This window comes from Dolichospermum sp. UHCC 0406 (assembly GCF_009712025.1).
Taxonomy (GTDB): domain Bacteria; phylum Cyanobacteriota; class Cyanobacteriia; order Cyanobacteriales; family Nostocaceae; genus Dolichospermum; species Dolichospermum lemmermannii.
The window spans coordinates 356352-381165 of sequence record NZ_VILA01000001.1 but is presented as its reverse complement, the minus strand read 5'-3'; the positions used below and the strand labels follow the sequence as shown (position 1 = coordinate 381165).

At 38.0% G+C, this 24814-nt stretch carries 20 protein-coding genes and 1 pseudogene; 6 read left to right on the top strand and 15 right to left on the bottom strand.

The annotated features are described in order from the left end of the window. Positions 1–185: 185 nt before the first annotated feature. The 3 genes from argJ (at position 186) to FJR09_RS01740 (ending at position 3523) form a co-directional block, all read left to right on the top strand. Complete coding sequence (gene argJ, locus FJR09_RS01750) at positions 186–1427, top strand: bifunctional ornithine acetyltransferase/N-acetylglutamate synthase (protein ID WP_015080349.1); 1242 nt, start codon at positions 186–188, stop codon at positions 1425–1427. Between the two features lie 282 nt (positions 1428–1709). Continuing rightward, positions 1710–2327 (top strand): Uma2 family endonuclease, encoded by a 618-nt coding sequence (locus FJR09_RS01745; RefSeq protein WP_168652606.1) that lies wholly within the window; start codon positions 1710–1712, stop codon positions 2325–2327. A gap of 764 nt (positions 2328–3091) precedes the next feature. After that, a complete protein-coding gene (locus tag FJR09_RS01740) occupies positions 3092–3523 on the top strand; it encodes a hypothetical protein (protein ID WP_015080347.1) in 432 nt (143 codons plus the stop codon). 54 nt (positions 3524–3577) lie between these two features. Here FJR09_RS01740 and FJR09_RS01735 read toward each other — a convergent pair whose 3' ends face one another. The 3 genes from FJR09_RS01735 to upp all read right to left on the bottom strand — a co-directional run bounded on the left by FJR09_RS01735 (position 3578) and on the right by upp (position 5017). Next, entirely contained in the window at positions 3578–3856 is a 279-nt protein-coding gene (locus tag FJR09_RS01735; protein WP_015080346.1) for a YggT family protein, read from the bottom strand. A 98-nt stretch (positions 3857–3954) separates the two neighbouring features. Further along, on the bottom strand, positions 3955–4290 hold the full coding sequence (locus FJR09_RS01730) for a hypothetical protein (RefSeq protein WP_168652605.1): 336 nt from the start codon (positions 4288–4290) through the stop codon (positions 3955–3957). Between the two features lie 76 nt (positions 4291–4366). Further along, positions 4367–5017 (bottom strand): uracil phosphoribosyltransferase, encoded by a 651-nt coding sequence (upp, locus tag FJR09_RS01725; protein ID WP_168652604.1) that lies wholly within the window; start codon positions 5015–5017, stop codon positions 4367–4369. Between the two features lie 278 nt (positions 5018–5295). On the opposite strand from upp, the gene crtH reads away from it, so the two are divergent. Next, a complete protein-coding gene (gene crtH, locus FJR09_RS01720; RefSeq protein WP_168652603.1) occupies positions 5296–6801 on the top strand; it encodes a carotenoid isomerase in 1506 nt (501 codons plus the stop codon). A gap of 66 nt (positions 6802–6867) precedes the next feature. On the opposite strand, the gene FJR09_RS01715 is transcribed toward crtH, so the two are convergent. Further along, entirely contained in the window at positions 6868–8937 is a 2070-nt protein-coding gene (locus FJR09_RS01715; protein ID WP_254433012.1) for a hypothetical protein, read from the bottom strand. Between the two features lie 67 nt (positions 8938–9004). Here FJR09_RS01715 and FJR09_RS01710 point away from each other — a divergent pair. Then, positions 9005–9274: pseudogene (locus tag FJR09_RS01710) on the top strand (transposase); the annotation flags it as partial. Between the two features lie 328 nt (positions 9275–9602). On the opposite strand, the gene FJR09_RS01705 reads toward FJR09_RS01710, so the two are convergent. The 8 genes from FJR09_RS01705 to sipA all read right to left on the bottom strand — a co-directional run bounded on the left by FJR09_RS01705 (position 9603) and on the right by sipA (position 19771). Then, positions 9603–9998 carry a hypothetical protein gene (locus FJR09_RS01705; RefSeq protein WP_015080341.1) on the bottom strand — a complete coding sequence of 132 codons (396 nt, stop codon included), beginning with the start codon at positions 9996–9998 and terminating at the stop codon, positions 9603–9605. Between the two features lie 481 nt (positions 9999–10479). Beyond that, positions 10480–13425 (bottom strand): UPF0182 family protein, encoded by a 2946-nt coding sequence (locus tag FJR09_RS01700; protein ID WP_168651531.1) that lies wholly within the window; start codon positions 13423–13425, stop codon positions 10480–10482. A gap of 6 nt (positions 13426–13431) precedes the next feature. Beyond that, positions 13432–14796, bottom strand: coding sequence for a cobyrinate a,c-diamide synthase (locus tag FJR09_RS01695; RefSeq protein WP_015080339.1), 1365 nt, complete (start codon positions 14794–14796; stop codon positions 13432–13434). A 242-nt stretch (positions 14797–15038) separates the two neighbouring features. Continuing rightward, entirely contained in the window at positions 15039–16934 is a 1896-nt protein-coding gene (locus FJR09_RS01690; RefSeq protein ID WP_015080338.1) for a CheR family methyltransferase, read from the bottom strand. Between the two features lie 146 nt (positions 16935–17080). Continuing rightward, complete coding sequence (locus FJR09_RS01685) at positions 17081–17671, bottom strand: chemotaxis protein CheB (RefSeq protein ID WP_235081823.1); 591 nt, start codon at positions 17669–17671, stop codon at positions 17081–17083. Between the two features lie 168 nt (positions 17672–17839). Next, positions 17840–18709, bottom strand: a complete 870-nt coding sequence (locus FJR09_RS01680; protein WP_168652717.1) for a polyphosphate kinase 2 family protein — start codon at positions 18707–18709, stop codon at positions 17840–17842. Between the two features lie 205 nt (positions 18710–18914). Then, positions 18915–19472 carry a peroxiredoxin gene (locus FJR09_RS01675; RefSeq protein WP_015080335.1) on the bottom strand — a complete coding sequence of 186 codons (558 nt, stop codon included), beginning with the start codon at positions 19470–19472 and terminating at the stop codon, positions 18915–18917. Between the two features lie 50 nt (positions 19473–19522). After that, positions 19523–19771 carry a regulatory protein SipA gene (gene sipA / locus FJR09_RS01670; protein WP_015080334.1) on the bottom strand — a complete coding sequence of 83 codons (249 nt, stop codon included), beginning with the start codon at positions 19769–19771 and terminating at the stop codon, positions 19523–19525. A 698-nt stretch (positions 19772–20469) separates the two neighbouring features. Here sipA and FJR09_RS01665 point away from each other — a divergent pair. Then, positions 20470–21570, top strand: a complete 1101-nt coding sequence (locus FJR09_RS01665) for a serine/threonine-protein kinase (protein ID WP_015080333.1) — start codon at positions 20470–20472, stop codon at positions 21568–21570. 9 nt (positions 21571–21579) lie between these two features. Here the strand turns inward: FJR09_RS01665 and ctpC are convergent, their stop codons facing one another. The 3 genes from ctpC to FJR09_RS01650 all read right to left on the bottom strand — a co-directional run bounded on the left by ctpC (position 21580) and on the right by FJR09_RS01650 (position 24770). After that, positions 21580–22863: a carboxyl-terminal processing protease CtpC gene (ctpC, locus tag FJR09_RS01660; RefSeq protein ID WP_015080332.1), complete on the bottom strand. Its 1284-nt coding sequence runs from the start codon at positions 22861–22863 to the stop codon at positions 21580–21582. 233 nt (positions 22864–23096) lie between these two features. Then, positions 23097–23465: a DUF1818 family protein gene (locus tag FJR09_RS01655; RefSeq protein ID WP_015080331.1), complete on the bottom strand. Its 369-nt coding sequence runs from the start codon at positions 23463–23465 to the stop codon at positions 23097–23099. Positions 23466–23669: 204 nt separating this feature from the next. Continuing rightward, positions 23670–24770 (bottom strand): T3SS effector HopA1 family protein, encoded by a 1101-nt coding sequence (locus tag FJR09_RS01650; protein WP_015080330.1) that lies wholly within the window; start codon positions 24768–24770, stop codon positions 23670–23672. Between the last annotated feature and the right edge of the window lie 44 nt (positions 24771–24814).

The window sequence follows — 24814 nt, the reverse complement described above, 5'->3', positions numbered from 1 at the left end:
TCTGGTTACTGAGCGAAGTCGAAGTATTGCCTCTTGCTATAACGACAATTTTCAACGCCAACCTAAAAAAGATTGTCGTCAACAGATAAACTCACTTATAGAGATAAATACTGGACGCTGATATCAAACCAGAGGCGGAAGGTAATTGAGCAGTAAACGTGATATAGATAATTGTGAGCAAAATTATGGCAGACTGGCAAATAATTACTGGTGGTGTGACAGCAGCGCGGGGGTATAAAGCTTCGGGAATTACAGCAGGACTGAAAGCTTCGGGATTACCGGATTTAGCTTTAATTGTATCAGACGTGGAAGCGATCGCCGCAGGTGTATTCACCACTAGCCAAGTTAAAGCAGCCTGTGTAGATTACTGTCGTCAGGTATTACAAGGGAAACATAGCGCGAGAGCCATTCTTTGTAATGCGGGACAAGCTAACGCCGCAACAGGTGAACAAGGGATTAAAGATGCTCAAGAAAGTGCAGACTTGTTAGGTAAAGAATTGGGTATTAACCCAGAATCCATTTTATTAGCTTCCACCGGCGTAATTGGTCAACGGATTAAAATGGATATATTGCGGGGTGGTATCCCCAAAGTAGTTGCAGAACTATCAGAAACAGGCTCAGACGCAGCCGCAGGAGCAATAGTCACCACAGATCTAATCACCAAATCCATAGCCTTAGAAACCATTATCCATGACCGTCCAGTGCGAATTGGTGGCATTGCTAAAGGTTCAGGGATGATTCACCCCAACATGGCGACAATGTTAGCCTTTGTTACCTGTGATGCAGCAGTCTCTTCTACGCTTTGGCAACAAATGTTAACCAGAGCAGCGGATAGAAGCTTCAATTCTATCACAGTTGACGGTGACACAAGTACAAATGATTGTTTAATTGCTTTAGCAAATGGTCAATCTCGCACCCCAGCAATTACCGAAATGGGGGCAGAGGCACAGAAGCTAGAAGCTATGTTAACTTATGTGTGTCAGCATTTGGCGAAAGCGATCGCTCGTGATGGCGAAGGTGCAACTTGTTTAATAGAAGTCCAAGTCACTGGCGCTCACGATGAATTATCAGCCCGACAAATCGCCAAAACCATTGCCGGGTCATCTTTAGTCAAAGCTGCCATTTTCGGTCATGATCCCAATTGGGGACGGATTGCTGCTGCTGCTGGACGGGCTGGAGTCCCCTTTGAACAAGAAAACCTCTCCGTTAAATTAGGGGATATTTTGCTATTTGAAAATGGTCAACCTTTACCCTTTGATAAAGCCGCAGCTAGTGCATATTTAAAAGCAGCAGCTAATGGTGAATATCTGCAATCAGACACGGTGTTAATTTCCGTCGGTGTTGGTAATGGTCATGGAACAGGTCAGGCTTGGGGTTGTGACTTGAGTTATGATTATGTGAAAATTAACGCTGAGTATACAACTTAAAAAATCGGCGTTGCTGATATAGCGGTATGCAAAACCTTTAGGGGCGGGGAAACCCTGCCCTTGATTGTGATAACTGTAAGAGGTTGTTTGAAAACTTTTTCGTGTGGGATCTGACACCCGCAGATCCCCCTAAATCCCCCTTGGAAAGGGGGACTTTGAGGAATTTAGCCCCCCTTTGTAAGGGGGGTTGGGGGGATCTCAATTAATTCTGATACTTTTCAAACATCCTCTAAGATGACGATGCCGTTATAATATTTTTATTGTCAGCAATACTCAACAGCCATGATTCAAACCTTATCTAAAGTTACTACCTTTGAGGAATTTGTCGCTGGGCTTCCTGAAAATTCTGGGGTACGTTACGAACTACATAATGGGAATATCATTGAAATGGCACAACCAGTAGGAGAACACGAGGAAGTAAAAGGATTTCTAGGCGTAGAAATTCCCTTTGAAATCAAACGACTTGGATTACCCTACGGTATTCCCAACCAAGTTATAGTTAGACCAGAAGGTAAAGATTCTGGTTATTTTCCAGATGTGTTGGTGCTAAATCGTGAAAATCTGGTAAACGAAAAATTATGGAAAAAAGAATCTATTCTGAGTAATGGTGCATCTATACCTTTGGTGATTGAAGTTGTCTCAACTAATTGGCGTGATGATTACCATTTGAAATATGCTGATTATGAAGAAATGGGAATTTCTGAATATTGGATTGTAGATTATGCAGCTTTAGGTGGCAGGAATTTTATTGGTAATCCTAAACAACCGACAATCTCTGTTTGTAATTTGGTTGATGAAGAATATCAAATTAGTAAGTTTAGAGATCATGAACGGATTATTTCCCAAACTTTTCCTGAATTAGATCTTACAGCAAATCAAATTTTTCAAGCTTCTTTATAAGAAAATCATGAATAAATTTTTCCGTCACATAAGTAGGTTGGCGTTGAAAATGGTCGTTATAGCAAGGCAATAAATAGGCAATACTTCGACTTCGCTCAGTAACCAGAGGCAATAGGCAAGAGTAAAGAAGTTTTCAGCGATTTTACGTTTCTTTACACAGTTTTGTTTTATTGTGTTTACCTACTTAGATTGATTATTGGGTAAGAAAACTTCCGTTAAGTCGCACGGGTTACATACCATAAATTAACTTATTTGTCAACAGTACATTTTTCTCCCAGTCAACTTCCATAATTTCTTGGCTAATTTTTGTCTAAATCTCTCTCAAAAATTGCTGCTAATTTATGAAGTTTTGTATTATTTCTAGATATTGATTTCTGAAACGACTATAAATAAAGGGTTTTGAGGATCATGTTGTCAGACAGATATAAAATTGACAATATAAGGCCAATTATGAAAATCTTCATGATTATAGCAAATCGCCGAAAGTATTGCAAGCTCGTTGCTAAATAAAAATAATTCTCAATTAATTATTAAGAAAATCTAAACTTGAATTGTGATGAGTTATGAATATTAAAAGTATTATTATATTTTTATAAGTTTTAATTATGATTTATTCCTAAAATAGCTTTAGCAGACTTTGATATCTATATCATGTAACACCAAAAATCAATAACTGGAAATTTTAGTCTTTGGGACTCTGCGCCTCTGCGTGAGGTAAAATTGTACTCGTGACATTCGTAAATTTCCAATCAAAGGTGTATTTTATGCGGTTACGCTCAATGCAGTTAATTTTTATAGCAGGACTAATGGGGTTACTTTCCTGGATATGGACACCCACAGCCTTAGCATTAACACAGATTAAACTATCTAATATTTCCTACCACGAATGTCCATCAGAACTCACAAGCGGAGTAGTGGGTAGTAGCGGTTCAAATTCTGCTAGTTGCTTCATAGTTACAGGTAAAGCGGAAAATAGCACCCGTAAAACTGTCTATGATGCGGATATTTTTGGGCGCATATATGATGCTAACGGTGATTCAACCTTACAAAATCGCACCCGTCTGGGTTTAATCGCGGAAGTTCCTCCCGGAGTTAGTGATTTTGAATTTAGAATCACTGTCCCCAGTAATCAACCTTTACCATTACAACTTAAACAATTTAAAGCTGCTGGATTTAGCGGACAAGTGAGAAGATAAGAGTGTAGAGACGTTCCTGGGAACGTCCTTACATTGAAAATCGTAATTTGGGGCTTAAAACCCTTGTACCAAGGTAGCGCGAGCTAAACTATCTAAAACACCACCAACTATGTTCAATGCCAAAAATGCCAGGATAGGGGAGAAATCCATGCCACCCAAGGGGGGAATTATGGAACGAAATAGATTGAGGTAGGGATCACTAATTTGGCTTAAAGCCGCAAATGGTTGACTAGACCAGTCAACCGTAGGGAACCAAGTCAACAAGACTCGAATAATCAGCAAATAGCTGTAAAGGGAGACAAAGGTAGCTAGGGTTGTAATTAGTAAATTCATGGGTAACTTTCCTGTTAAATGTCAAACATAGATTCATGATTGATTTTAATTTAGCTCACGTCGCATTGTGTAGCCAATCAATATAACTAAGGGAAAGCTTAAGAATGCTCATTAACTTCCTGGGATGAGTTGCTGTTGACATTACCTAATTGCTTCCGCACATCATCAATTGTGGCATTAAGTTGGGCAATTTTATCTTCGAGCGATCGCCTAGTTGCTTCTATTTCCAAACTTTCATGAGCAGAAGCTCTCATTTGCCGTTTTTTAGCCCCTGTTTGGCTATCATTGTCCCCAGTAGTTAAACCGTCATTTTCTTCATCTGCAAATTTAGCATCTAAGCGCGAAGTAATCACTGCCCCTAAAACACCACCAACTACACCCCCAATCAATGAACCCAGTAGCAAACCACTAGCAAAACCATCTTGTTGACTCATATTTTTTACCGTCTTCTCGAAAATAAGCAACTTTGACAATACTTTAGCTATTTTCCGGCCTTAACGGCATCCTAGCTCAAGTCCCAAAAATGCGATCGCCTGCATCACCCAACCCTGGTACAATATACCCATGATCATCAAGCGTTTCATCAATAGTAGCGGTGTAAAGGATTAAGCCAGGATAGACAGCAGCCAATTTTTTTAACGCTGGGGGAGCAACAACTACAGATATAATCCGAATTAACGCCGGATCAACACCTCTTTGGGTCAATTCCGCCATTGCTGCCATTATAGAGCCTCCAGTAGCTAACATCGGCTCAGTAATTAACACCCGCGTTTCGGGGGCAAATTTTTCAGGTAATTTATTTAAATAACAAGTAGGTTCTAAAGTTTCTTCATTTCGCACCAAGCCAAAATGGTAAATTGATGCCAAAGGCAGTACACCCTGCGCTCCCTCCAACAAGCCTAAACCAGCCCGTAAAATCGGCACAACAGCCACAGGTATGTGAGGATTAATAAAAGTTGCTGAACAGGTAGTCAGAGGCGTTTGCACCGTTGTTTCTTGAGTCGGCAACCACTCCCTAGCAGCTTCATAAGTTAGCCACCGGCCTAACTCAGTAATAGCAGAACGAAATAATACTGATGGTGTAGCTACATCACGGGCAACTCCCAACCAGTGCTGAATTAAGGGATGAGGTGGAACATAAACACGGAGTTGTTGTGTCATAGCTAGAAAAGGGCGACTGGATAATTGTCTTTTTACTGGAACATCATAGCAGAATTCACCGAATCAGGAGTTCAGGAGTCAGGTTCAAGCCCTACTTAATACTTCATTTGCTGACAACCCGTTATAATTTATTGATAAATCCTCTCATTAATAGTTGACAAAGATTCTCAATCAGAGTTATATTGTTTTCAAATGTTCTCCTCTCTTTAAAGAATCGGCAGGCGGGATTAGTCAGCAGCAGCAGACTTTTCCCTCTTTTTTGGATTAAATTACAAATTATGAGTTCTGAATTATTTGATGTCATTATCATTGGTTCTGGTATTGGTGGTTTAGTGACAGCCACCCAATTAGCAGCCAAAGGTGCAAAAGTTATAGTTTTTGAAAGTTATCTTATTCCCGGTGGTAGTGCCGGTTATTTTCAAAGCCAAGGATATACATTTGATGTCGGTGCATCAATGATTTTTGGCATGGGAAATAAAGGAACAACCAACTTACTCACCCGTGCCTTAGATGCAGTCAATGTTAATCTCGAAACCATTCCTGATTCTGTCCAGATTCACTATCATTTACCCAATGGCTTGGACTTAAAAATTGATCGAGATTATGAAAAATTTCTCCAAAATCTAATTGCTTATTTTCCCCAGGAAGCCAAGGGAATCAGGCGATTTTATGATGAATGTCAAAAAGTTTTTAATTGCCTGAATAATATTGAACTATTATCATTAGAAGAACCTAAATATCTCCTGCGGGTATTTCTTAAAAATCCATTAGCTTGTCTAGGTTTAGCCAAGTATTTACCCTTAAATGTGGGAGAAGTGGCACGAAAGTATATTCAAGATCCTCAGTTATTAAAATTTATTGATATCGAGTGTTATTGCTGGTCAGTAGTTCCAGCGGACATGACACCAATGATTAATGCTGGTATGGTTTTTTCTGATAGACATTATGGAGGAGTTAATTATCCTCGGGGTGGAGTTGGGAAAATTGCCGAAAAATTAGTCACAGGTTTAGCACAATTGGGGGGTGAAATTAAATACCAAGCGCGAGTCACAAAAATCATTACCAAACAGGGAAAAGCTGTAGGTGTACAATTAGCAAATGGTCAAGTTTATTATGGTAAAAAAATAGTATCTAATGCCACTCGCTGGGACACATTTACAAAACTACTACCAGCCCAAGAAATGCCAGTTAAAGAAAAAAATTGGCAACAACGATATATTAAATCACCTAGTTTTTTAAGTTTGCATATAGGGGTAAAATCATCTGTTTTACCTCTAGGAACAGAATGCCATCATATTTTATTAACAGATTGGCAGGAAATGACCACAGCAACAGGAACAATTTTTGTTTCTATTCCTACCCTCCTTGACCCGGATTTAGCACCACCAGGATATCATATTATTCATGCCTTTACACCTGACTGGATTAGTAATTGGCAAGGACTTTCCGAAAGCGAGTATGCGGATAAAAAAGAAATAGCAGCGGGGCAAATTATTGACAGATTAGAGGCTATTTTTCCTGGTTTAAATGCTGGGTTAGATTATTTAGAAATCGGGACTCCACGTACTCACAGACGCTTTTTAGGACGGATAGATGGAACTTATGGACCAATACCTAAACGTAAGTTGTCGGGGTTATTGGGAATGCCTTTCAATCGTACTGTGATTCCTAATTTGTATTGTGTAGGAGATAGTACATTCCCCGGACAAGGTGTGAATGCTGTGGCTTTTTCTGGGTTTGCTTGCGCTCATCGGATTGGAGTAGATTTACAACTCAGGAAATAGATCAGAAATAGATCCCCGACTTCTTTAAGAAGTCGGGGATCTTTTAAGCTCTTCTTCAATGATCAACTATTGCTTTGGTTTTAGGTAGTCAAGAATTTGATCAAGTTTGTTCTCTAATTCTTGGTTTTTCTTCTCCAAATCGCCAATTTTATCCATGAGTCTTTGATTTTCGGAAGTCTCAGTAGCCGCCCGTAACTTGCGAACATCATGACCAAAACCCATCAAAGCTGGACGTTCTACATAAGTCACACGGTGTAAAACCCGCCAGGCTTTATTGGGTTTTCCGGCTTGAGCTTGACGTAACGCTCGTGCTTCCTCATCATTACTTGCTAACCATTCGGGATCAACCACATAGTTAAAGAAGTCTTGGAAGTGATTGGTGCTACCTTCGAGGTAGAAACTCATAAACCGATATCGATCGACTTTTTCCCCGGGTAAAATGGGTCGGTCTTTATAATCCGTAATTCCTTTATACTCTAAACCACTCAAATCCACATTCAACTCAAACCCCTTACTCCGCAGTTCCGTTTTACTCATGGTTTGAGTTAAGTTTACCGTAGCTTGGGCGGTGAGTTCTACATCAACGCCAAAGGCTGAAAACTCACTTTGAAGCCCTAACCCTGCATTCATGCTAAAAGACCCACCAATGGTATGCTCTACCGTATTAGCAAAACTTTGAGCTTCTGTGCGTAGTCCGCCATCGGCATCCCAAACGTAGGTATTGACAATATTACGCTTACCGGAGCGAATTTGGATACTTTCCATGCGTTTTTGCCAACCCGCAAAACTGTCAGTAGCTTGTACCCGTTTCTCTTGGTCGTCGATTTTGCTTTGGATTTCGGCCTGTTTCCGTTTAGTAGCTGCACTCGTCTTGTCAGCAGACTGAGCCGCACTATCTTGAAAATTTTGTGCTTTGTCGTCTTGGGCTTTTTTCTTTTCCTCATCTGTCATCTGAGTACCCGGTTTGTCTTCTTCCCGTTGTAATCCCACCGTTGAGGGGGCATCCCCACTGTCAATATTGCGGTTTAAGGAGGTTTCATCCACTAAACGCACATCAAAGTTAGAGAAATAGGATTCTCGGCGTTTATCCTCAGCCTCAATTTGCCGTTTGAGATCGTAGGCTTCTTGCAGACGGTAGTAACTAGCTGGATAGAGAGAGCCATACTGAGAGCGCATTTCAGGAACGTGCTTAAAGAAGCGATCGCTCGTAGCACTGCTACCTGTCATCCCATCTAAGCTGCCATTCATGGTATAGGCAGGATTCATTAAAAAGGTGATGGTATTGACATCGGGAGGAATGCCATCCACAGGTTGCACTTGATAGCCGATCATTTTACCACTGCGAGCAAGACGAGTCACAAAAACATCCGCCATAGCCGAAACGACTAAGGCATAACCGATGTTTTTAGGAACAAAACGAGTCCCTAGATGAGGGAATTTGGGAGTAACTTCTGGTGTTCCTCGTAGTTCTAGTTTATCCGTCATGCTCAAAGACGAACTAGAGGTAATGCTACTCTCATTTTGGAATTGGTAGTTGAAATCAAAATTCCCTTTGAAACCAACCCTGGTACTGGTGTCAATTGACGTACCGACACCCAGGGGCGCAGTTAAAAACGACATTGTACCTCCTGCACCGATAAAGGTGTCCAAAGTTCCTCCCAAACCAGAATCCTGCGATCGCGTCCAGTTAAATTCCACATCTTCCGACATGGTTAATTCCACAGATGTCGCACCGTTGTAATCGTCCTCTAAGGTCAGGTTTTCACTGGGTACGGGAGGTGGTCCTTCGATGTAGCCCAACAACGTCGGCGCAAACTGGGCGTTACCAATCCATTTCAATTCCAAAGCCTCAACCCGCTTATCAGGGAGTAATGTAACGCCATTGGGTGAGGGATGAGCAAAGAAACGGCGCATCATCGCTACTTTCCGCTTCGTATTGGATTCCAAAGAAACGCTACCATACTCATTACAAAGGAGGCTATTAGGGGCAATGGGTAAAGTCTGATCATTTACAGTAATCGCCTCAATCACCGTACCGTGATTGTTTCCTGCTAAGTCTAAGAGGATGTTTGAAAAGTCGGAAAGGTGGTAAAAAAGCTCTCTCAGTATAAGCTGTAAATAGATAATAGACAGCACCGAGAGAGTGAGATGAGTAAAGCATACCCCAGTAACCTGACCCTTGCCCAATATGAGTTTCTGAGGTTTAACAACTATTTGGGTAGATGGCGGCTTTGACGGTGAACCGTTCATGCAATGGGTGATGGATTTTTTTCGTTGGATTGTACAGGTAGTTTTGCGCCCAGAACAAACCAAGGGCTTTGTCTTGCTCAAAAAGCGTTGGGTCGTAGAACGCACTTTTGGGTGGCTGATGGGGTGTCGGCGTTTGGTTAGAGATTATGAATTATTGCCCGAAACTTCTGAAACTTTTATCTACCTTGCCATGATCCGTATTATGGTTAGACGGCTTGCTTAATTTTTCACTTTCTAAAACTTTTCAAACATCCTCTGAAAAACGAATTACAACAGCAATTTTACCGCAATTCTCTTTAATTTCTCTGATTTTATTAGTAAAGGTGATATTTTGCCTAATTTTAAACAACAAAAACTTATACTTACTTTTGCCTAATTACTTAGTCATCTTTTTTCTTGCCTTTTTCCACTTTTTCAGCAAGCCCTATTTAGAAATCGGGATTCCACGTACTCACAGACGCTTTTTAGGACGGATAGATGGCACTTATGGACTAATCGGAAATAGATCCCCGACTTCTTGAAGAAGTCGGGGATCTGGTATGATTTGGTATTTAGCGAAATAACTTTTTATGGGAAAAGCCAACTTTTTTAGGTACGTATTCAGAACAGTCTATGGCTGCTTCTGTGAGAACAGAATCAGGTTTGACAGCACATTTTAAATAATGGTTATTGGCAAAAAATTGACATTTTTTACAGGGAACTTTTTGTAGAATTTTACTTTTCACGCATATCCGATCATCTGTATTGGTGCGGATTTTATGAAAAAGTAGGAGAAACATAGCCCAAACAAAAATAAATCCCAGAGGAGCTAAAGATAGTGCTAAATCTGGTATTTGGATGTTGTGATATTGGACTTGGACTTTTTCCTGTTGAACTGCACTTTGAGCAATGGACAAATTGGTATTGTCGGCCATGAGTGTATTTCCCAATACCTGCTCTATATACATCTTATTTTCCTTAATAATCTATAATGGTTCTTAATTAACAAGTGTGACAGAACCAAGTGGCAAACCCCTCAATATAAAGTCTGTTTTAATTGTGACTGATGTTGAATTTTCAAACTTTTAATTTAAGTCTAGGATTTGTTTAGGTAAAGCTGTATATAGCTTCTGATTATAGGTTTAGCAAAAGTAAAGATTAGTTATCTCTGTCAATAGTTTTGTTTTTTATTATGTGAATATATACCTGAAGTGGTAGGTGGATATTAAAAATACAGTATTGTAATAGTTGTTTAAATTTTTGAATTTCTAGAAGACCGATACATTAGACCTCTCCGAAAATGAATGTAGAGACGTTCTATAGAACGTCTGTACAAGGGTTTCAAACCACGCACATTTAATTACCGGAGATGTCTATTAATTTAATGGTAGGGGTAAACCCTCGTGGTTGTCCTGATAGGGTTTTGGGGTAAGCACAGGATCATTGCCCCTACAGGGGACGAATGATAGTTGTTGGTGGTGCAATTTCTGGTTGAAAGATTCCTTGTAGTGCTTGTTCTAAGGTGGGTGCCATAATGATGCGATTTTCATAGGCTACAACTACTCTTACTAATGTTGGTAAACTATTTTGTGTGGCTTCTAAATAAATTGGTTCAACATATAGTAATGATTGCTCAATGGGAACTATTAACAGATTACCTTGAATTACTCTTGAACCTTGACGATTCCACAGAGAAATTTGTTGAGAAATAACTGGATCTTGATTTATTCTGGCTTCAATTTGTTCTTGTCCATAAATTAAGCGTTCTTTAGGAAAGTTATATAATAGTAATTTGCCATAATTTTCGCCATCAGAACGTGCTGCTAACCAAGCGATTAAATTGGTGCGTTGTTTGGGTGTGTAGGGAAGTAAGAGGATGAATTCTTCAAAGGAGACGTTGGGGAGACTGGTTATTAAATAGTAGGGTTCAACTTTACGGCTTTCGTTGTCATAGATTTCATTAGGAATTTGCCATTGATCTTCTCTGTTATAAAATACTTGAGGATCTGTCATGTGGTAGATCATTAAGCGTTCAGATTGAATTTTGAAATAATCTACTGGATAACGGAGATGACTGCGGAGATTGACTGGTAAATTCCTCAGTGGTTGAAACATTTTGGGAAATATTTTTGACCAAGCTGTAATCAATGGATCGGCGGCATCGGCAATGTAAAATCTGACTGTACCGTTATTAGCATCAATAACGACTTTGACGGAATTACGGATATAGTTAATACTATTTTTACCTGTGTCTGAGTAAGGATAGCGATCGCTTGTGGTGTAAGCATCAACTATCCAATAAAGATAATTTTCTTGGCCAGGAAATTGTTGATTTTTACCATCTATATGGGCATCTACCGCAACTAAATAAGGATCACTATCGAATTTTAAAAAAGGGGCAATAGTTTGAATTCGTTGGTTAATATTTCGTCGTAATAATACTTTAGTTTCTGGCAAAAAATCTCTGGTAAATACCATTTTCCAATCTTTTAAATATATAGAAAATAGCCATCTTTTCCATAGAGAGTTGATATGAATACCACCTAATCCATCATAGGTATTATAAACATTATCGCTGCCACTGGGATAATCTAATTCTTTAACTTTTGTCCCAGTCATAACATGAGTATTACTAATTTCTCCATAATAAATTCGGGGTTGTCCGATGGGAATACTGGCACGAATATTGGCATTAGAAGTATTTAAGACGCTACCATTTTGGCTAATATCTTTGACAAAATATTCTGGTAATCCAGCAGCAGCAACGGTATTAACTGGACTCATAGTGAAGCCATAACCATGAGTATAAATCATATTTTGGTTTACCCATGTTTGTGCGGGGAGAGGAACATCTGGATAATTTAATTCTCTCGCTGCAATTAGTACCTGTTGTTTTTCTTGAGTCCCGTTATTTTTAATTAAATATCTATCAATATCAGCATCAGGGAATTGATAATAAGGACGAATTTGTTGTAATTGACGATTGGTTTTTAATAATGGTTCTTGATCCCAAAGCCGAATATTTTTAATTGTTAATTCATTAGCTTTAATATCTGCTTCTGTGAGTTTTCCTGTGGGGTTAAATATTTGAGAATCAATGACATCTAAATTAAATGCTTGACGAGTAAGGTCAATATTTCGCATTATATAAGGTTGTTCTTTTTGTAATTCATTTGGCTCAACAATAAAACTTTGTACAGCCATAGGTAAAATAAAATTACCAATTAATATAAAAGTTATATACATACCTAATGTATAAATTGCCCAGCGATGATGTGAGGATTTTTGTTGCCAAAATACAGTTAACCACAATAAATATAAGGCTATAGCTACCGATAAAATATATAATATTGTATCTGCTGGTAATTGGGCTTTAACATCAGTATAACTAGCTCCATAACTCACTCCACGAACCGAGTAAAGCAGTTGATAACGACTCAGCCAATAATTTAAAGATACTACTAACATTAAACAGCCAGATAAGCCCAATAAATGGCGCATTTGTGGAGAAGAAAATCCTGGAAAAATAGCTTCTCTGAAGCTATTAGCTGATAATAAATAGGTGAGAATAACGCTAATAAAACCATATAGAGATAATCCTATTAACCAAAATCCTAAGAGTTCCCAGATCGGCAGATGGAAAATATAAAAACTGATATCTTTGCCAAATAATGGTTCAGAATGATCAAAGGAAATAGGATGAAAAGATAAGAGAATTTTTGACCAATATTGAGACATTATCCAGCCCAAACTGAGACTAAAAATAATAGCGATCGCTCTGAGGAAGAATTTGCTATAAATTAATATAGCCATGGACAATCCCCCAAATAATCCTAAATACAAAGGTTGAGAAATTATCTGTTTTCCCAACTGCAAAATTATATCTACTCGCAATAGCAGTGGCACTGATAAACTGGATTGATTAACTTTCCCTGGCCAATAAGAGAGGGCAATTTCTCCATATTGTGCTAACACTAAACACATCAAAAAAATTAATCCTAGGATTAGAGGTAAAAGCCATCGCAATTTAATTTTATTGGTATAATTATGCCATTGAGGAGATTGATTATTTGTGGGATACTGAGGACTAAGAAAAGTGGTTAATTTGCGACTAATTTTTATTTCCTGTATCGGACTAGAATTAGGAAAAGGGGGATATTTTAACCTCTGGGCTAAAGTGAGATTTCCTAACAAGTAAATGGCACTCAAACTCACAATAAATAACCATAAACTCCCCTGAGTTAACAATCTTTGTAGAAATACTTCTAGATAACCAACTTCCTGAAACCAAAAAATTTCCGCACCCAAATGAGCAGCTATATCTAAGAATAGCCACAAACCCAAACAGCCTATAAAAACTCTAATAGTTTTCATTTCTAAAACATTTAATGTCATTTTTCACTAGGATTTTAAACATTCCTGGATAAATCTTTGAGGTATTTCTCTACTTTCTCCCCAATGTTGATGAATATAGGAAGCATGAACATTAGGTAAATACCAACCTTCAAAACCTGTATTTTCATCACAATCATAGCGATAGGTATTAAATAATGGTTGAGGAGAATTAGTGATTAAATGAGAACGATGAAATTCATGGCCAAAAATATGTTTATTGCTATCAAGTAAAAAAGTATTTTCTAAAATTACTGCGCGACGATATCCTAAAGTTAATCTTTTATCCATTTGTGCATGAGTGGGTAATATTCCCACCATTGGCCAGGAGTTACCGTCAAAGTCAATAATTTGCTCACACAAATACATCAATCCTCCACATTCAGCAATTGTGGGTATTCCTGCTGAAATTGAATTTTTGACTGCTTGAATTAGGCTAATATTTGCAGCTAATTGTGGTGCAAATACTTCAGGAAATCCACCACCAAAATACATTCCTTGGATATCTTTTGGTAATTGAGAATCATTTAATGGACTCCAAAATACCAATTCTGCTCCTAATTGTTCTAGTAAATCTAAGTTATCTTGATAATAAAAATTAAAAGCTTGATCTCGCGCTACGGCAATTTTTACTGAGGAATTGGTAATTGGTAATTGAGAATTGGGAATTGGGGAAGATGATGATTTTAAAAGTGGTAGAAGTTTGTCCCAATCAAAGTAAGTATCACCTATATCTGCTAAACTATTAATTATCTGATCTAATTCTGGTAATTCTGAAGTGGGAATTAAACCCAGATGACGGTCAGGAATGGTAATGTTATCTTGTCTTCTTAAAACACCAAGTATGGGTAATTGTAAAGGTGCAAGGGAAGTTTTTAATAATGATAAATGTCGATCACTTCCTACCCGATTTAATACCAAACCAGCAACTTTAATTCTACTATCTAAAGAACAATAACCGTGTGCAATTGCGGCTACTGAACCCGATAAGCGACTACAATCTATGACTAAGATGATGGGGATATCTAATAATCTGGCAACGTGCGCTGTACTTGCAAAGTCTGTTTTTCCATTTGTATTTGCTAACTGACCAATACCATCAAATAAACCCATTACACCTTCAATTAAAGTATATTCACTTTGAGGAGAATGATGGTTAAAGCATTTTTGAATATAATTTTCTGAAGTTAGTACAGCATCTAAATTTCGACAAGGAAGACCAGTTACATATTGATGAAACATCGGATCAATATAATCGGGTCCGACTTTAAAAGATTGTACTTTCACACCACGACGACGTAAAGATGCTAATAGGGTAAGTGTAACTGTTGTTTTCCCGACTCCACTCCGTTCTCCAGCAATAATTATAGACATAGATCAACAATTAAAAATTCAAAATTAACAATTAAAAACTAAGAGGATGTTTGAAAAGTATCAGAATTAATCGAGATCCCCCCAACCCCCCTTACAAAGGGGGGCTAAATTCCTCAAAGTCCCCCTTTTCAAGGGGGATTTAGGGGGATCTGCGGGTGTCAGATCCCACACGAAAAAGTTTTCAAACAACCTCTAAGATCATATATTCTAACTACTGACCACTGACCACTGACCACTGACAATTATCCTTCCCGTTGTCTTTCTTCAATTTTTGTTGGAGAAATCATACTGTTGATTTTTTCAATATCTGTCATCATGATAATAACACCTTTTACTGTTTCATTCATTAGGGGACTACAGGCAATATAACATTGGATTTGTCTGCCGCGACGATTAGTGCCATTAAGGAGTATTTCCTGGAACTTCTTTTTACCGGACATAATATCACGAATTGGATTTCGCAATTTTTCTACAGGTAAACCAATATCCAAGCTAAACCAAGATTTATGAACTACTTCCTCACTGTGTAAACCCCACATATCTTCAACTGTATGATTCCAAATTAAAATATTCAAGTTATTATCTAAGACTACCATTCCCATTTGCAGACAGCCTAAAATAGAAGAAAGAAAAATATTACTTTGGTCAAGTTCACTGGTGCGATCGCTTAATTCATGATTAATTGTTTGTAACTCCTCATTAGCCGATTGCAGTTCTTCATTCATTGTCTCCATTTCTTGATTTGTTGATTGCAATTCTTCATTGGTTGTTTCTAATTCTTCATTGGTAGATTGTAATTCTTCATTGGTTGTTTCTAGCTCTTCATTAGTTGATTGCAATTCTTCATTGGTTGTTTCTAGTTCCTGTCGAGAACGTTGTAATGCTGTTTGGAGTTTCAGATAACGGGTGATATCATTAAAGGCAACTGTTACACCAAGAATAATTTGATTATTATCTTGTAAAGGAATCACCCGCACATCTAAATTTTGAATTTCTGAATTAGACTGATAACGTTCAACATTTGTGAGTGTAATCGGATGACGTTCATTATATACTTGCTCAATTACTGAGCGTAATTCCACAGGTCTATAGGATAATTCTAAATCCTGAAAAGGGCGATTTAAATCCTTTGTTGTCAGACCAAATAAATTACGAGCTTGTTCATTAATCATAATTAATATGCCATCATTATCTACTACAACTTGGGCACTAGATGCTGTATCAAAAGCCAAATCTCTAATGCGTATTTCTTGAGACAAATCAGTAGTTGATTCTTGATTTTCTAAATTGTTCATAACTATTTGACGACTGCGGAAGTTTCCTAAAGCTACTTTTTCAAATACACGGTCTTTTAAATCTATAGGGATAAATAAATTAGAGTGCATAACTAGCATTTCTGCTTTTCCTAAAAACAGATAGCCATGATCATTAAGAGCAAAATGAAAGCGATTGATAATCTTTCCTTGGGTTTCCGAATTAAAATACATTAAGGTATTGCGACAAATCAATAAATCTAACCGAGAAATCGGTGCATCTTGAAGTAAATCATGACGACCAAAAATTACACAACGACGCAAATCTTGGCGAAAAACATAATTTTTATTGACTATATCAAAATATTTATCGCGTAATTCTAACGGGACTTCATCAATATTTTTGGTTGAATAACTAGCTTGACGAGCTTGAACGAGAGCTTCTTCATCTACATCTGTTGCGTAGATTTTTACCCGATTACGAAACTCTTCTATTCCCAATATTTCCGCTATTACTATTGCTAAAGTATAAGCTTCTTGCCCAGAAGCACAACCAGCACTCCAAAATCGAATCTGTTGATCTGGTTGTTTATTTTTGATGATATTAGGAATAACTTCTTTGGCTAAATATTCCCACGCTGAAGCATCTCTAAAAAAAGCGGTGACGTTAATTAAAATAGTATTAAATAAATTTTTAAACTCATCTGGATGAACTTCTAAATAATCTTGATAATTGCCAAAAGTATCTATATTTAAAGTCTCCATTTCTTTCGTAACACGGCGCATTAAAGTTGAACGTTTATAACCTGTGAAATCAAAGCCTCGGTTGATTCGTAAATATTCGAGGAGGTTTTCAAAATCAGGGTCTTTCTGTGGGACATTCATAAAATAAATCAGGATTTTGCTAATAAATGAACTACGTTATAGAGATACAGAATCACCAGATCCCCCCAGATACCCGACTTCTCAAAGAAGTCGGGTATCTATGTTTTTATAGTCAATCTTTTATAATAAACTAAATTGGTAATAGATTACAAATCAGGATGAGGCATCACCAAAGTTAGCAAAGCTGAAGAAATTTCTGCTAAAGGCAGGATAAAATCTACATTCCCAGTCTTAATTGCTGCGGACGGCATTCCTGGAAATTCAGCACTTTTTTCATCTTGGGCAATTACCGTCCCACCCATTTTTTGAATTGCTTCTACTCCCATTGCCCCATCACTGCCGGTTCCTGTGAGGACAACAGCGATCGCTCTTTCTTTATAACTTCCAGCCAGAGATTCAAACAATAAATCTGCCGAAGGACGGAGAAAATGCACCATTTCCGACTGCGATAAAGAGGCTGTACCATCACTATTCACCAACAAATGATTATTAGGAGGAGCAATATAAACAGTCCCGGGTGTGAGTTTGTCTCCTTCCTTTGCCTGTTTTACTGTCAGTGGAGTCCGACGACTGAGAATTTCTGCCATGAGAGATGGATGACGAGGATCTAAATGTTGAACAATCACAATTGCTGCTTTGAAATCTGCCGGTAAATGTGAAAGTACCTCAATTAACGCCGTCAACCCACCAGCAGAAGCCGCTAAAGCCACAATATCAAAGTTAGGAAGATTTGGCATATTTATCTTGAAGATTATAGTTTCCCCCATCCTCAAAATATCAAAATTTTCAATTCATTCCCTGTATCCACAGACGTATAGAACTTTCCAAATAAGCATTTGGGGACAAAAATGTAGAGCCGAGAATCCCTACCCATGGAACGTCTCTACAGAGGATCTTTTAATTCACTAATTTTCTGCTTCTAAAGTTTTTTTGGCTGCTAATAATTGCTGTTTATGTTCTTCACTCATTTGCGGATATTGCAAATTTAATTCCTGCAATTTTTGGCAAATAATATCTGCTACCACTAAGCGTGTAAACCATTTACGATCAGCAGGAACAATATACCAAGGTGCAAATTCTGTACTTGTATGGTTAAAAACCTGCTCATAGGCATCCATATAATCATCCCAAAAAGCCCTTTCCCGAACATCACTAACAGAAAGTTTCCAATTTTTCTCCGGTGATTCAATCCGTTCTAAAAACCGTCTTTTTTGCATCGATTTTGAAACATTTAGAAAAAACTTGAGGACAATTACCCCATTATTGAACAAGTATTTTTCAAAATTATTAATTTCCTCAAATCGCTGTTTCCATATATGATTATCTTGAGGAAAATTGGGTAATTGTTGTTTTTTAAGAATTTCTGGATGGACACGGACTATGAGTAATTCTTCATAATATGAACGATTAAAAATGCCAATTCTTCCCCTTTCTGGCAAAGACTTCATCGAACGCCATAAATAATCATGATCTAACTCTTCTTCACTCGGTGATTTAAAACTAAATACCTGACATCCTTGAGGATTCACGCCAGACATCACGTGTTTAATGGTACTATCTTTACCAGCAGCATCCATTGCTTGAAAAATAATCAATAAAGAATAGGTATTTTGAGCATAAAGAATATCTTGATATTTCGCTAATTGTAAAATACCTACCTTTAATTTTTTCACCGCATCACCTTTTTGGTGAAACTCACATTTATAACCTGGGTTATAGTCCTTTACCAAAGAAATTTGATCACCTGGTTTAACAATATAAGGATCATGATTCATAAAAAAATTAGCACTCCTATAAAATTCATAAATTCATAAATTCATCTGCGTTTATCTGCGTTTATCTGCGTTTAATTATTTTTGAAATCTTATTCTATGGAGCTTCATCTTAATTTAGTATAACCTCCTTCTCTCTGTGTTCTCTGTGCCTCTGTGGTTAGATAAAAAACCTTTTCACCGCAGAGAGACAGAGTGAAAACTTATTTTAAAAAACAGCAGATTGCAATTTTGTTAACTTTGCTAAAACTTCCATACTGTGAATACTCGGATTAACTCCCACAAAAGTTGCTCTTAATATCCCTTGAGGATCAATAATAAAACTATGGCGCATAGAGACAACACCTATCCAAGAACCATAAGCTTTACTAACTTCACCCTTAGTATCAGCTAACAAAGGAAATTTTAACCCTTCTGAATCACAAAATTCTGCATGGGAATCAATATCATCAGCACTGATACCAATAATTTCAGTATTTTTCTCAATGTACTTAGGTAGATCTTGCTGAAACCGTCTTGCTTCAATAGTACAACCGGAGGTAAAATCTTTCGGGTAGAAATAGAGAACCACCCACTTACCCCGGAAATCAGCCAGGGAAACCTCACCATTCCCCGTATTAGTTGGTAAGGTAAATTCAGGTGCAGGTTGATCAATTGCCGGTAATATACCACCTAAAGCTTGAGTAGGAGGAGTAAAATTCAACCAACTGATAACAGCCAAGCAAGTGGCAAATAGAATGCTAATAAAAGTGCGGCGCGAAATCATAGTCTTCACCAGAAATATAACTTAATATAAGTTTACATTCTTGTTAGCCGCTATTCTGAATCTGACTGGTTTTCTAGTGGTTTTTCGATACTCTCAATGTATTGGCTATCTATAAGAAAAGCGCCTCTAGTCAAGCGTATACCCCAATAACCACCAGGGCGACGGTCAAGAACTATACCTTCCTCACCAACATAAATTACATCAGCAGGACGTAACATAGGCATTGGGTCAGCGGTTTTGACATAAGGTGGCAATGATACCACACGGACTTTACTACCAATTGGGAATTCTGACGACATTTTACAACAGTTTGTAATTTTGAATAACGGTAAATATCGATTTTATTTTACTCTTCTTCCTTTCCACCTATTTGTTAATAAATGTAAAGAACATATTCCACATCCAAAATGAAATGATATATTAAATCCATAGGACACCAAGTTAAGAAGAAACCAACTAAGAGAAAGGGCAATTGATCTAGTGTCCCCCGTCATTAGCCCCACAAGTACAGCATTATTGATCATAAAGTGGCAACTAGCCAAACTTTAGATAAGATGGCGAAGCCAAATCCCAGAGCGGAAAGACGTAGAGATGCTGTGTTTGCGTTTTAGAAAGTCCACCCTTAGTAACTTACAATCACTTACTTACTTTAATCATTTGAAACCTGCAAATTCACTAGAACCCGGTCAACCTTGATCGGGTTTTTAGATGTTTATACCTAGTTTTGATGGAAAAATGTTAAGAGGTTGTTTGAAAAGTATTATATGAAACCCATAATCTCCAAAAACCTAACCCCCCTTCCCCCCTTCCCTACAAGGGAATGGGGGTTTTAAAGCCTCTCCCCTGGTAGGGGAGAGGTTTGGAGAGGGGTCTGTTTACACATTAAAAACTTTTAAAACATCCTCTAAGATGAGGACTTAGATACTCAAAATAAAAGTTAATAACCACGTTTTTACAAGCATAAGGCACAATAAAGACAAGTATCATTTATTTATTTATGAGTTATTGTCTTAATCCCCATTGTTCTCACCCAGAAAACACTGATGATGTTAAGTTTTGTCAAACCTGTGGGACGAAATTATTCCTAAAAGAACGTTACCGCGCTATTAAACCTATCGGACAAGGTGGTTTTGGTAGAACCTTTCTCGCTGTAGATGAGGATAAACCCTCAAAGCCACCCTGTGTAATTAAGCAATTTTTCCCCCAATCCCAAGGGACAAATACGGTACAAAAGGCAGTAGAATTATTTAATCAAGAGGCTGTTCAGTTGGATGAATTGGGACAACATTCCCAAATTCCTGCACTTTTGGCATATTGTAACCAAGATGACAGACAGTATTTAGTTCAAGAATTTATTAATGGACTAAATTTACACCAAGAATTAGAACAAAATGGGGCTTTCAATGAAACGCAGATTCGACAATTACTGCATGATTTATTGTCAGTGCTGCAATTTTGTCATGGTAAACGAGTCATACATCGAGACATTAAACCAGAAAATATCATTCGTCGCAATAGCGATCGCAAATTAGTTATAGTTGATTTTGGGGCAGCGAAATCCGCCACAGAAACAGCCCTAAACCGCACGGGAACCAGTATAGGTAGTCTCGAATATGTCGCCCCGGAACAAATGCGCGGGAAGGCACTTTTCGCCAGTGATATCTATAGTTTAGGGGTAACTTGTATTAATCTGTTAACAGAGCGATCGCCTTTTGACTCCTACGATACCCATAACGCAGCTTGGATATGGGGACAATATCTAAAAACTCCTGTGAGTCAAGAATTGAGCCGAATCATTGACAAAATGGTAGAAACCGTCCCCAGTCACCGCTACCAAACAGTTGATGAAGTGATCAAAGATTTGAATTTTCAACCATCATCTTTACCACCCAAACAAATAACTCCACCCACGTCTCAACCTCCCGCTGTGGTTAAAACTTCCACCCAAATCGAGAAAGAATTACAAGAACTAAAAACTCAATTTACAGGTGGTAAACCCCAACCACAAAACCCTAATTCTCAACCACAATCTCCTAGCAATAATCCCATAGATAAAGAATTAGAAGAATTAAAAGCCAGGTTTCTTGGTAATGGCTGAAGAAATCATTTAATTCTGCTGAATTGTATTGGTGTTTTGAGCCGATTTTTTACCTAACAATTCCACAGCCTTAGCAAATTGAGGATCTTCAAGAGTCGCTAATTTATCCCTTCCTCCCAACCATAACTTTTGACGTTGGGCATCAGTTAATTCTACCTTCACATCTGGATCAATACCGTGTTTATTAATATCTTTACCGCTAGGAGTATGATATTTAGCAATAGTTACAGCCAAACCAGCGCCAGATTTTAAAGGTTGTACAGACTGGACTAAACCTTTACCAAAAGTTTGATTTCCAACTAAAGTCGCTCGTTTATTATCTTGCAATGCCCCAGAAAGAATTTCACTAGCACTAGCTGACCCTTTATCTACTAATATCATCAAAGGTTTATCAGTTAAAGCCTTGCCATTGGCAACTTGTTTATCTTGTGTACCTTGGCGGTCAATAGTAAAGACAATCGTGCCTTTATTCATCCACATTTGAGCAATTTCTATACTCGCGTATAACAGCCCTCCAGGATTACCACGTAAATCTAAAACATATCCAGAAACCTTTTTAGCTTCTAAACTTTGAATAGCATTTTTCATTTCCTTGCTGGCATTAGCACTGAATTGATTCAAGCGAATATAGCCAAGATTCCCCGCTGGAGTTTTCTTTTCCGAAAAGCGGACAGGATGAATTTCAATGCGCGCTCGTTGAATATTAAATTCTTTTTTCTGACCATTCCGCAGAATTGTCAACCTCACCTTGCTGCCTGATTGTCCACGAATTAGGGATACTGCATCATTAGTATCCATACCTTTGGCGTTTTTACCATCAATTTCGAGAATAATATCTTTAGCTAAAATACCGGCTTTAAATGCTGGTGTATCTTCAATGGGAGCAATCACAACCAGTTGTTTAGTTTTTTCATCCTGACTGATAGTGATACCAATACCCGTAAGTTCACCAGAGGTATCAACTTGCATATTCTTGAATTCCTCTGGGTCCATAAACCGGGTGTAAGGATCTTCCAGCTTTTTCAGCATTTCCCGAATGGACTTATAGGCCGCTTTATCATCAGTATAGGACTTGCTTAAATATTCCTTGCGAACAGCTTGCCAATCTACCTGATTAAAAGTGCCATCTACATATCGGTAGTAAATATTTTGCCAAACTTCATCTACCAAATCCTTGTGACTATCTTTAAATGAAGCCTTACCAATTGAGTGAATACCCAGACCAGTAACGGCGATTGTAGAAAGCGTTACCACCGTAGCACTCAAAACCAGTTTACTTTTTGTAATTACCATAATGGCGGCTGTGTCAAAGGAAAAAATATATATCAAGTATGCCCAATCTAACACAGGGATTAGTAATTGGTAATTAGGAATTGGCCGTTGAACGTTGTTTACGGATAGAACTGGATTAATGAGCAATTAATAATTCCTAAAAGTAGAGAAAATCTCCTCAAAACGCACAACTTACTCCTAACTTCGCAAATACGCTATTATGAAATTACCAACTCGTGCCGATAGATTTGCACTCAGGCTGATGGCTTGAGCATTCTGATTGCTTGCAACAATTCTGACACGGCTGAAGCAACCCATTTACCTTCTGTCCCCCTTCCTGTATTGAGGATGAAGCGGAGATTGTAGGCACAAGGATAACCTTCCACCTCCATCCATAATAAATCGCTTTCGGCTTCACAGGCAATTTTTTCATCGTCCATTAACTCCGTACTTAGATGCTTCATGGTATCTGCAAGCTGATTAAAAAGGCGACAAAATTCGTTTAATTCTGCTTCCGTTAATTCTACCGCCCAATCTTCTGTACCGACTAATCCTGTAAATTGTGGTGCAACTGGATTCCAACCTATGCGCCAACCAATCCCACTTTTAATGACCCGTTCCATACCTATATAGTCACCAGACTTGCTATTATTTATTTTTATTGTGTTCACCTACTTAACGTCCTTTATCGCGTTCCCAGTCAAAAATTGCTTTTTCGATATACCATCTGTCTGTGTGTCCTGGATGTTTCCCGCGCAATTGGGAAATTATCCTTTCAGTAGTTGAGGTATCGCCACTGAGTTTAAGGGGACCTAGAAACCCCATCTTCAACGAAGTAAGATGGGGTAGTTCATAGGCTGATAAATATCCTCAGAACTAGGATTAAGATAAGGATGCTGCATATCAACTAAATTTTGGGCAAAGTGTTGATTAATAACTTCTATCCGTTCCTCCAGGGCATTTTTACCCTTTTGCCAAGATTCTAACAACGCATTGGCCACAATTTGACAACGATTCATCCCAAAACTTTCTTGAGGAGCAAATTTTTGATTTGGTTCTTCTGCTAACCCTAACCCCGGTGCTAAAAATTTAGTAAATAAGGGAATTTCTGGCTGAAAATAGGCTTGATGTTCTTGATAAATATCTTGAAGAATAGTCCGAATTGTCGGGTAATCTTGGCATTCAAAATGCAGCACTCCGGCATCATAACGCCCATAAGCTGCGGGATTATAAAGAACCTGAAAACTAAAGGCAATAGCCGCATTATTTAAGGCTTGGGTTAGGCTCTCCATAATAGCAATTGCCCCTGTTGACGTAAAATTAAAATAAATTCGTCCTCCTCCTAAATCAGCATTTTCTGCATCTTGGTTTTCTATTCCTATATTGCTAACTGCCACATAACAGCCATTTTGCAAGCGATTTTTAGGCATCCATATTGCTATTAATTCCCCCGCTTTGGGCAACTTTTTCCGGGGTTGTAGATGACATTCTGGCTCAATATATAAGGTTAATCCGTCCTTACTCACAGCCATACTACCATCAGGTTCAATTCGCAAAATCTGCCAATTGGGTTCATAATGGCCTGTACCATGATTGCTATGATGTAGCTGTTCATAGAAATTTTCATCTACACCTAAACTATTATTTTCTAGGAAATTTACCTGAGATTGGCAATTATTATTATTTGCAGCTAAGACTGTTTGCAGTGAACCATTATAATAAATTCCATAGAGAAAATTTCTCAGCAGTATGTTCAAATACTTCTGTTTTAAAGAAGGTGGATTTTGTTGAAACCTATTTGCTATATTCGCGGGTAAAGCAAAAGGTTGATAATGGGGATGGTAAATACAAAAATTAGGTTTAATCTGGATATTACTGGCAATATCGCATAATGACTGGAAAATTTGATTGGGAGAATCATCAAACATTAACTTGTTTTGCACCTCAAATTTCAGGAAAATATATTTCTAAT

Coding starts and splice junctions, on each gene's coding strand:
- argJ (WP_015080349.1), top strand. CDS start 186: ATGGCAGACTGGCAAATAATTACTGGTGGTGTGACAGCAGCGCGGGGG.
- FJR09_RS01745 (WP_168652606.1), top strand. CDS start 1,710: ATGATTCAAACCTTATCTAAAGTTACTACCTTTGAGGAATTTGTCGCT.
- FJR09_RS01740 (WP_015080347.1), top strand. CDS start 3,092: ATGCGGTTACGCTCAATGCAGTTAATTTTTATAGCAGGACTAATGGGG.
- FJR09_RS01735 (WP_015080346.1), bottom strand. CDS start 3,856: ATGAATTTACTAATTACAACCCTAGCTACCTTTGTCTCCCTTTACAGC.
- FJR09_RS01730 (WP_168652605.1), bottom strand. CDS start 4,290: ATGAGTCAACAAGATGGTTTTGCTAGTGGTTTGCTACTGGGTTCATTG.
- upp (WP_168652604.1), bottom strand. CDS start 5,017: ATGACACAACAACTCCGTGTTTATGTTCCACCTCATCCCTTAATTCAG.
- crtH (WP_168652603.1), top strand. CDS start 5,296: ATGAGTTCTGAATTATTTGATGTCATTATCATTGGTTCTGGTATTGGT.
- FJR09_RS01705 (WP_015080341.1), bottom strand. CDS start 9,998: ATGTATATAGAGCAGGTATTGGGAAATACACTCATGGCCGACAATACC.
- FJR09_RS01700 (WP_168651531.1), bottom strand. CDS start 13,425: ATGACATTAAATGTTTTAGAAATGAAAACTATTAGAGTTTTTATAGGC.
- FJR09_RS01695 (WP_015080339.1), bottom strand. CDS start 14,796: ATGTCTATAATTATTGCTGGAGAACGGAGTGGAGTCGGGAAAACAACA.
- FJR09_RS01690 (WP_015080338.1), bottom strand. CDS start 16,934: ATGAATGTCCCACAGAAAGACCCTGATTTTGAAAACCTCCTCGAATAT.
- FJR09_RS01685 (WP_235081823.1), bottom strand. CDS start 17,671: ATGCCAAATCTTCCTAACTTTGATATTGTGGCTTTAGCGGCTTCTGCT.
- FJR09_RS01680 (WP_168652717.1), bottom strand. CDS start 18,709: ATGAATCATGATCCTTATATTGTTAAACCAGGTGATCAAATTTCTTTG.
- FJR09_RS01675 (WP_015080335.1), bottom strand. CDS start 19,472: ATGATTTCGCGCCGCACTTTTATTAGCATTCTATTTGCCACTTGCTTG.
- sipA (WP_015080334.1), bottom strand. CDS start 19,771: ATGTCGTCAGAATTCCCAATTGGTAGTAAAGTCCGTGTGGTATCATTG.
- FJR09_RS01665 (WP_015080333.1), top strand. CDS start 20,470: ATGAGTTATTGTCTTAATCCCCATTGTTCTCACCCAGAAAACACTGAT.
- ctpC (WP_015080332.1), bottom strand. CDS start 22,863: ATGGTAATTACAAAAAGTAAACTGGTTTTGAGTGCTACGGTGGTAACG.
- FJR09_RS01655 (WP_015080331.1), bottom strand. CDS start 23,465: ATGGAACGGGTCATTAAAAGTGGGATTGGTTGGCGCATAGGTTGGAAT.
- FJR09_RS01650 (WP_015080330.1), bottom strand. CDS start 24,770: ATGTTTGATGATTCTCCCAATCAAATTTTCCAGTCATTATGCGATATT.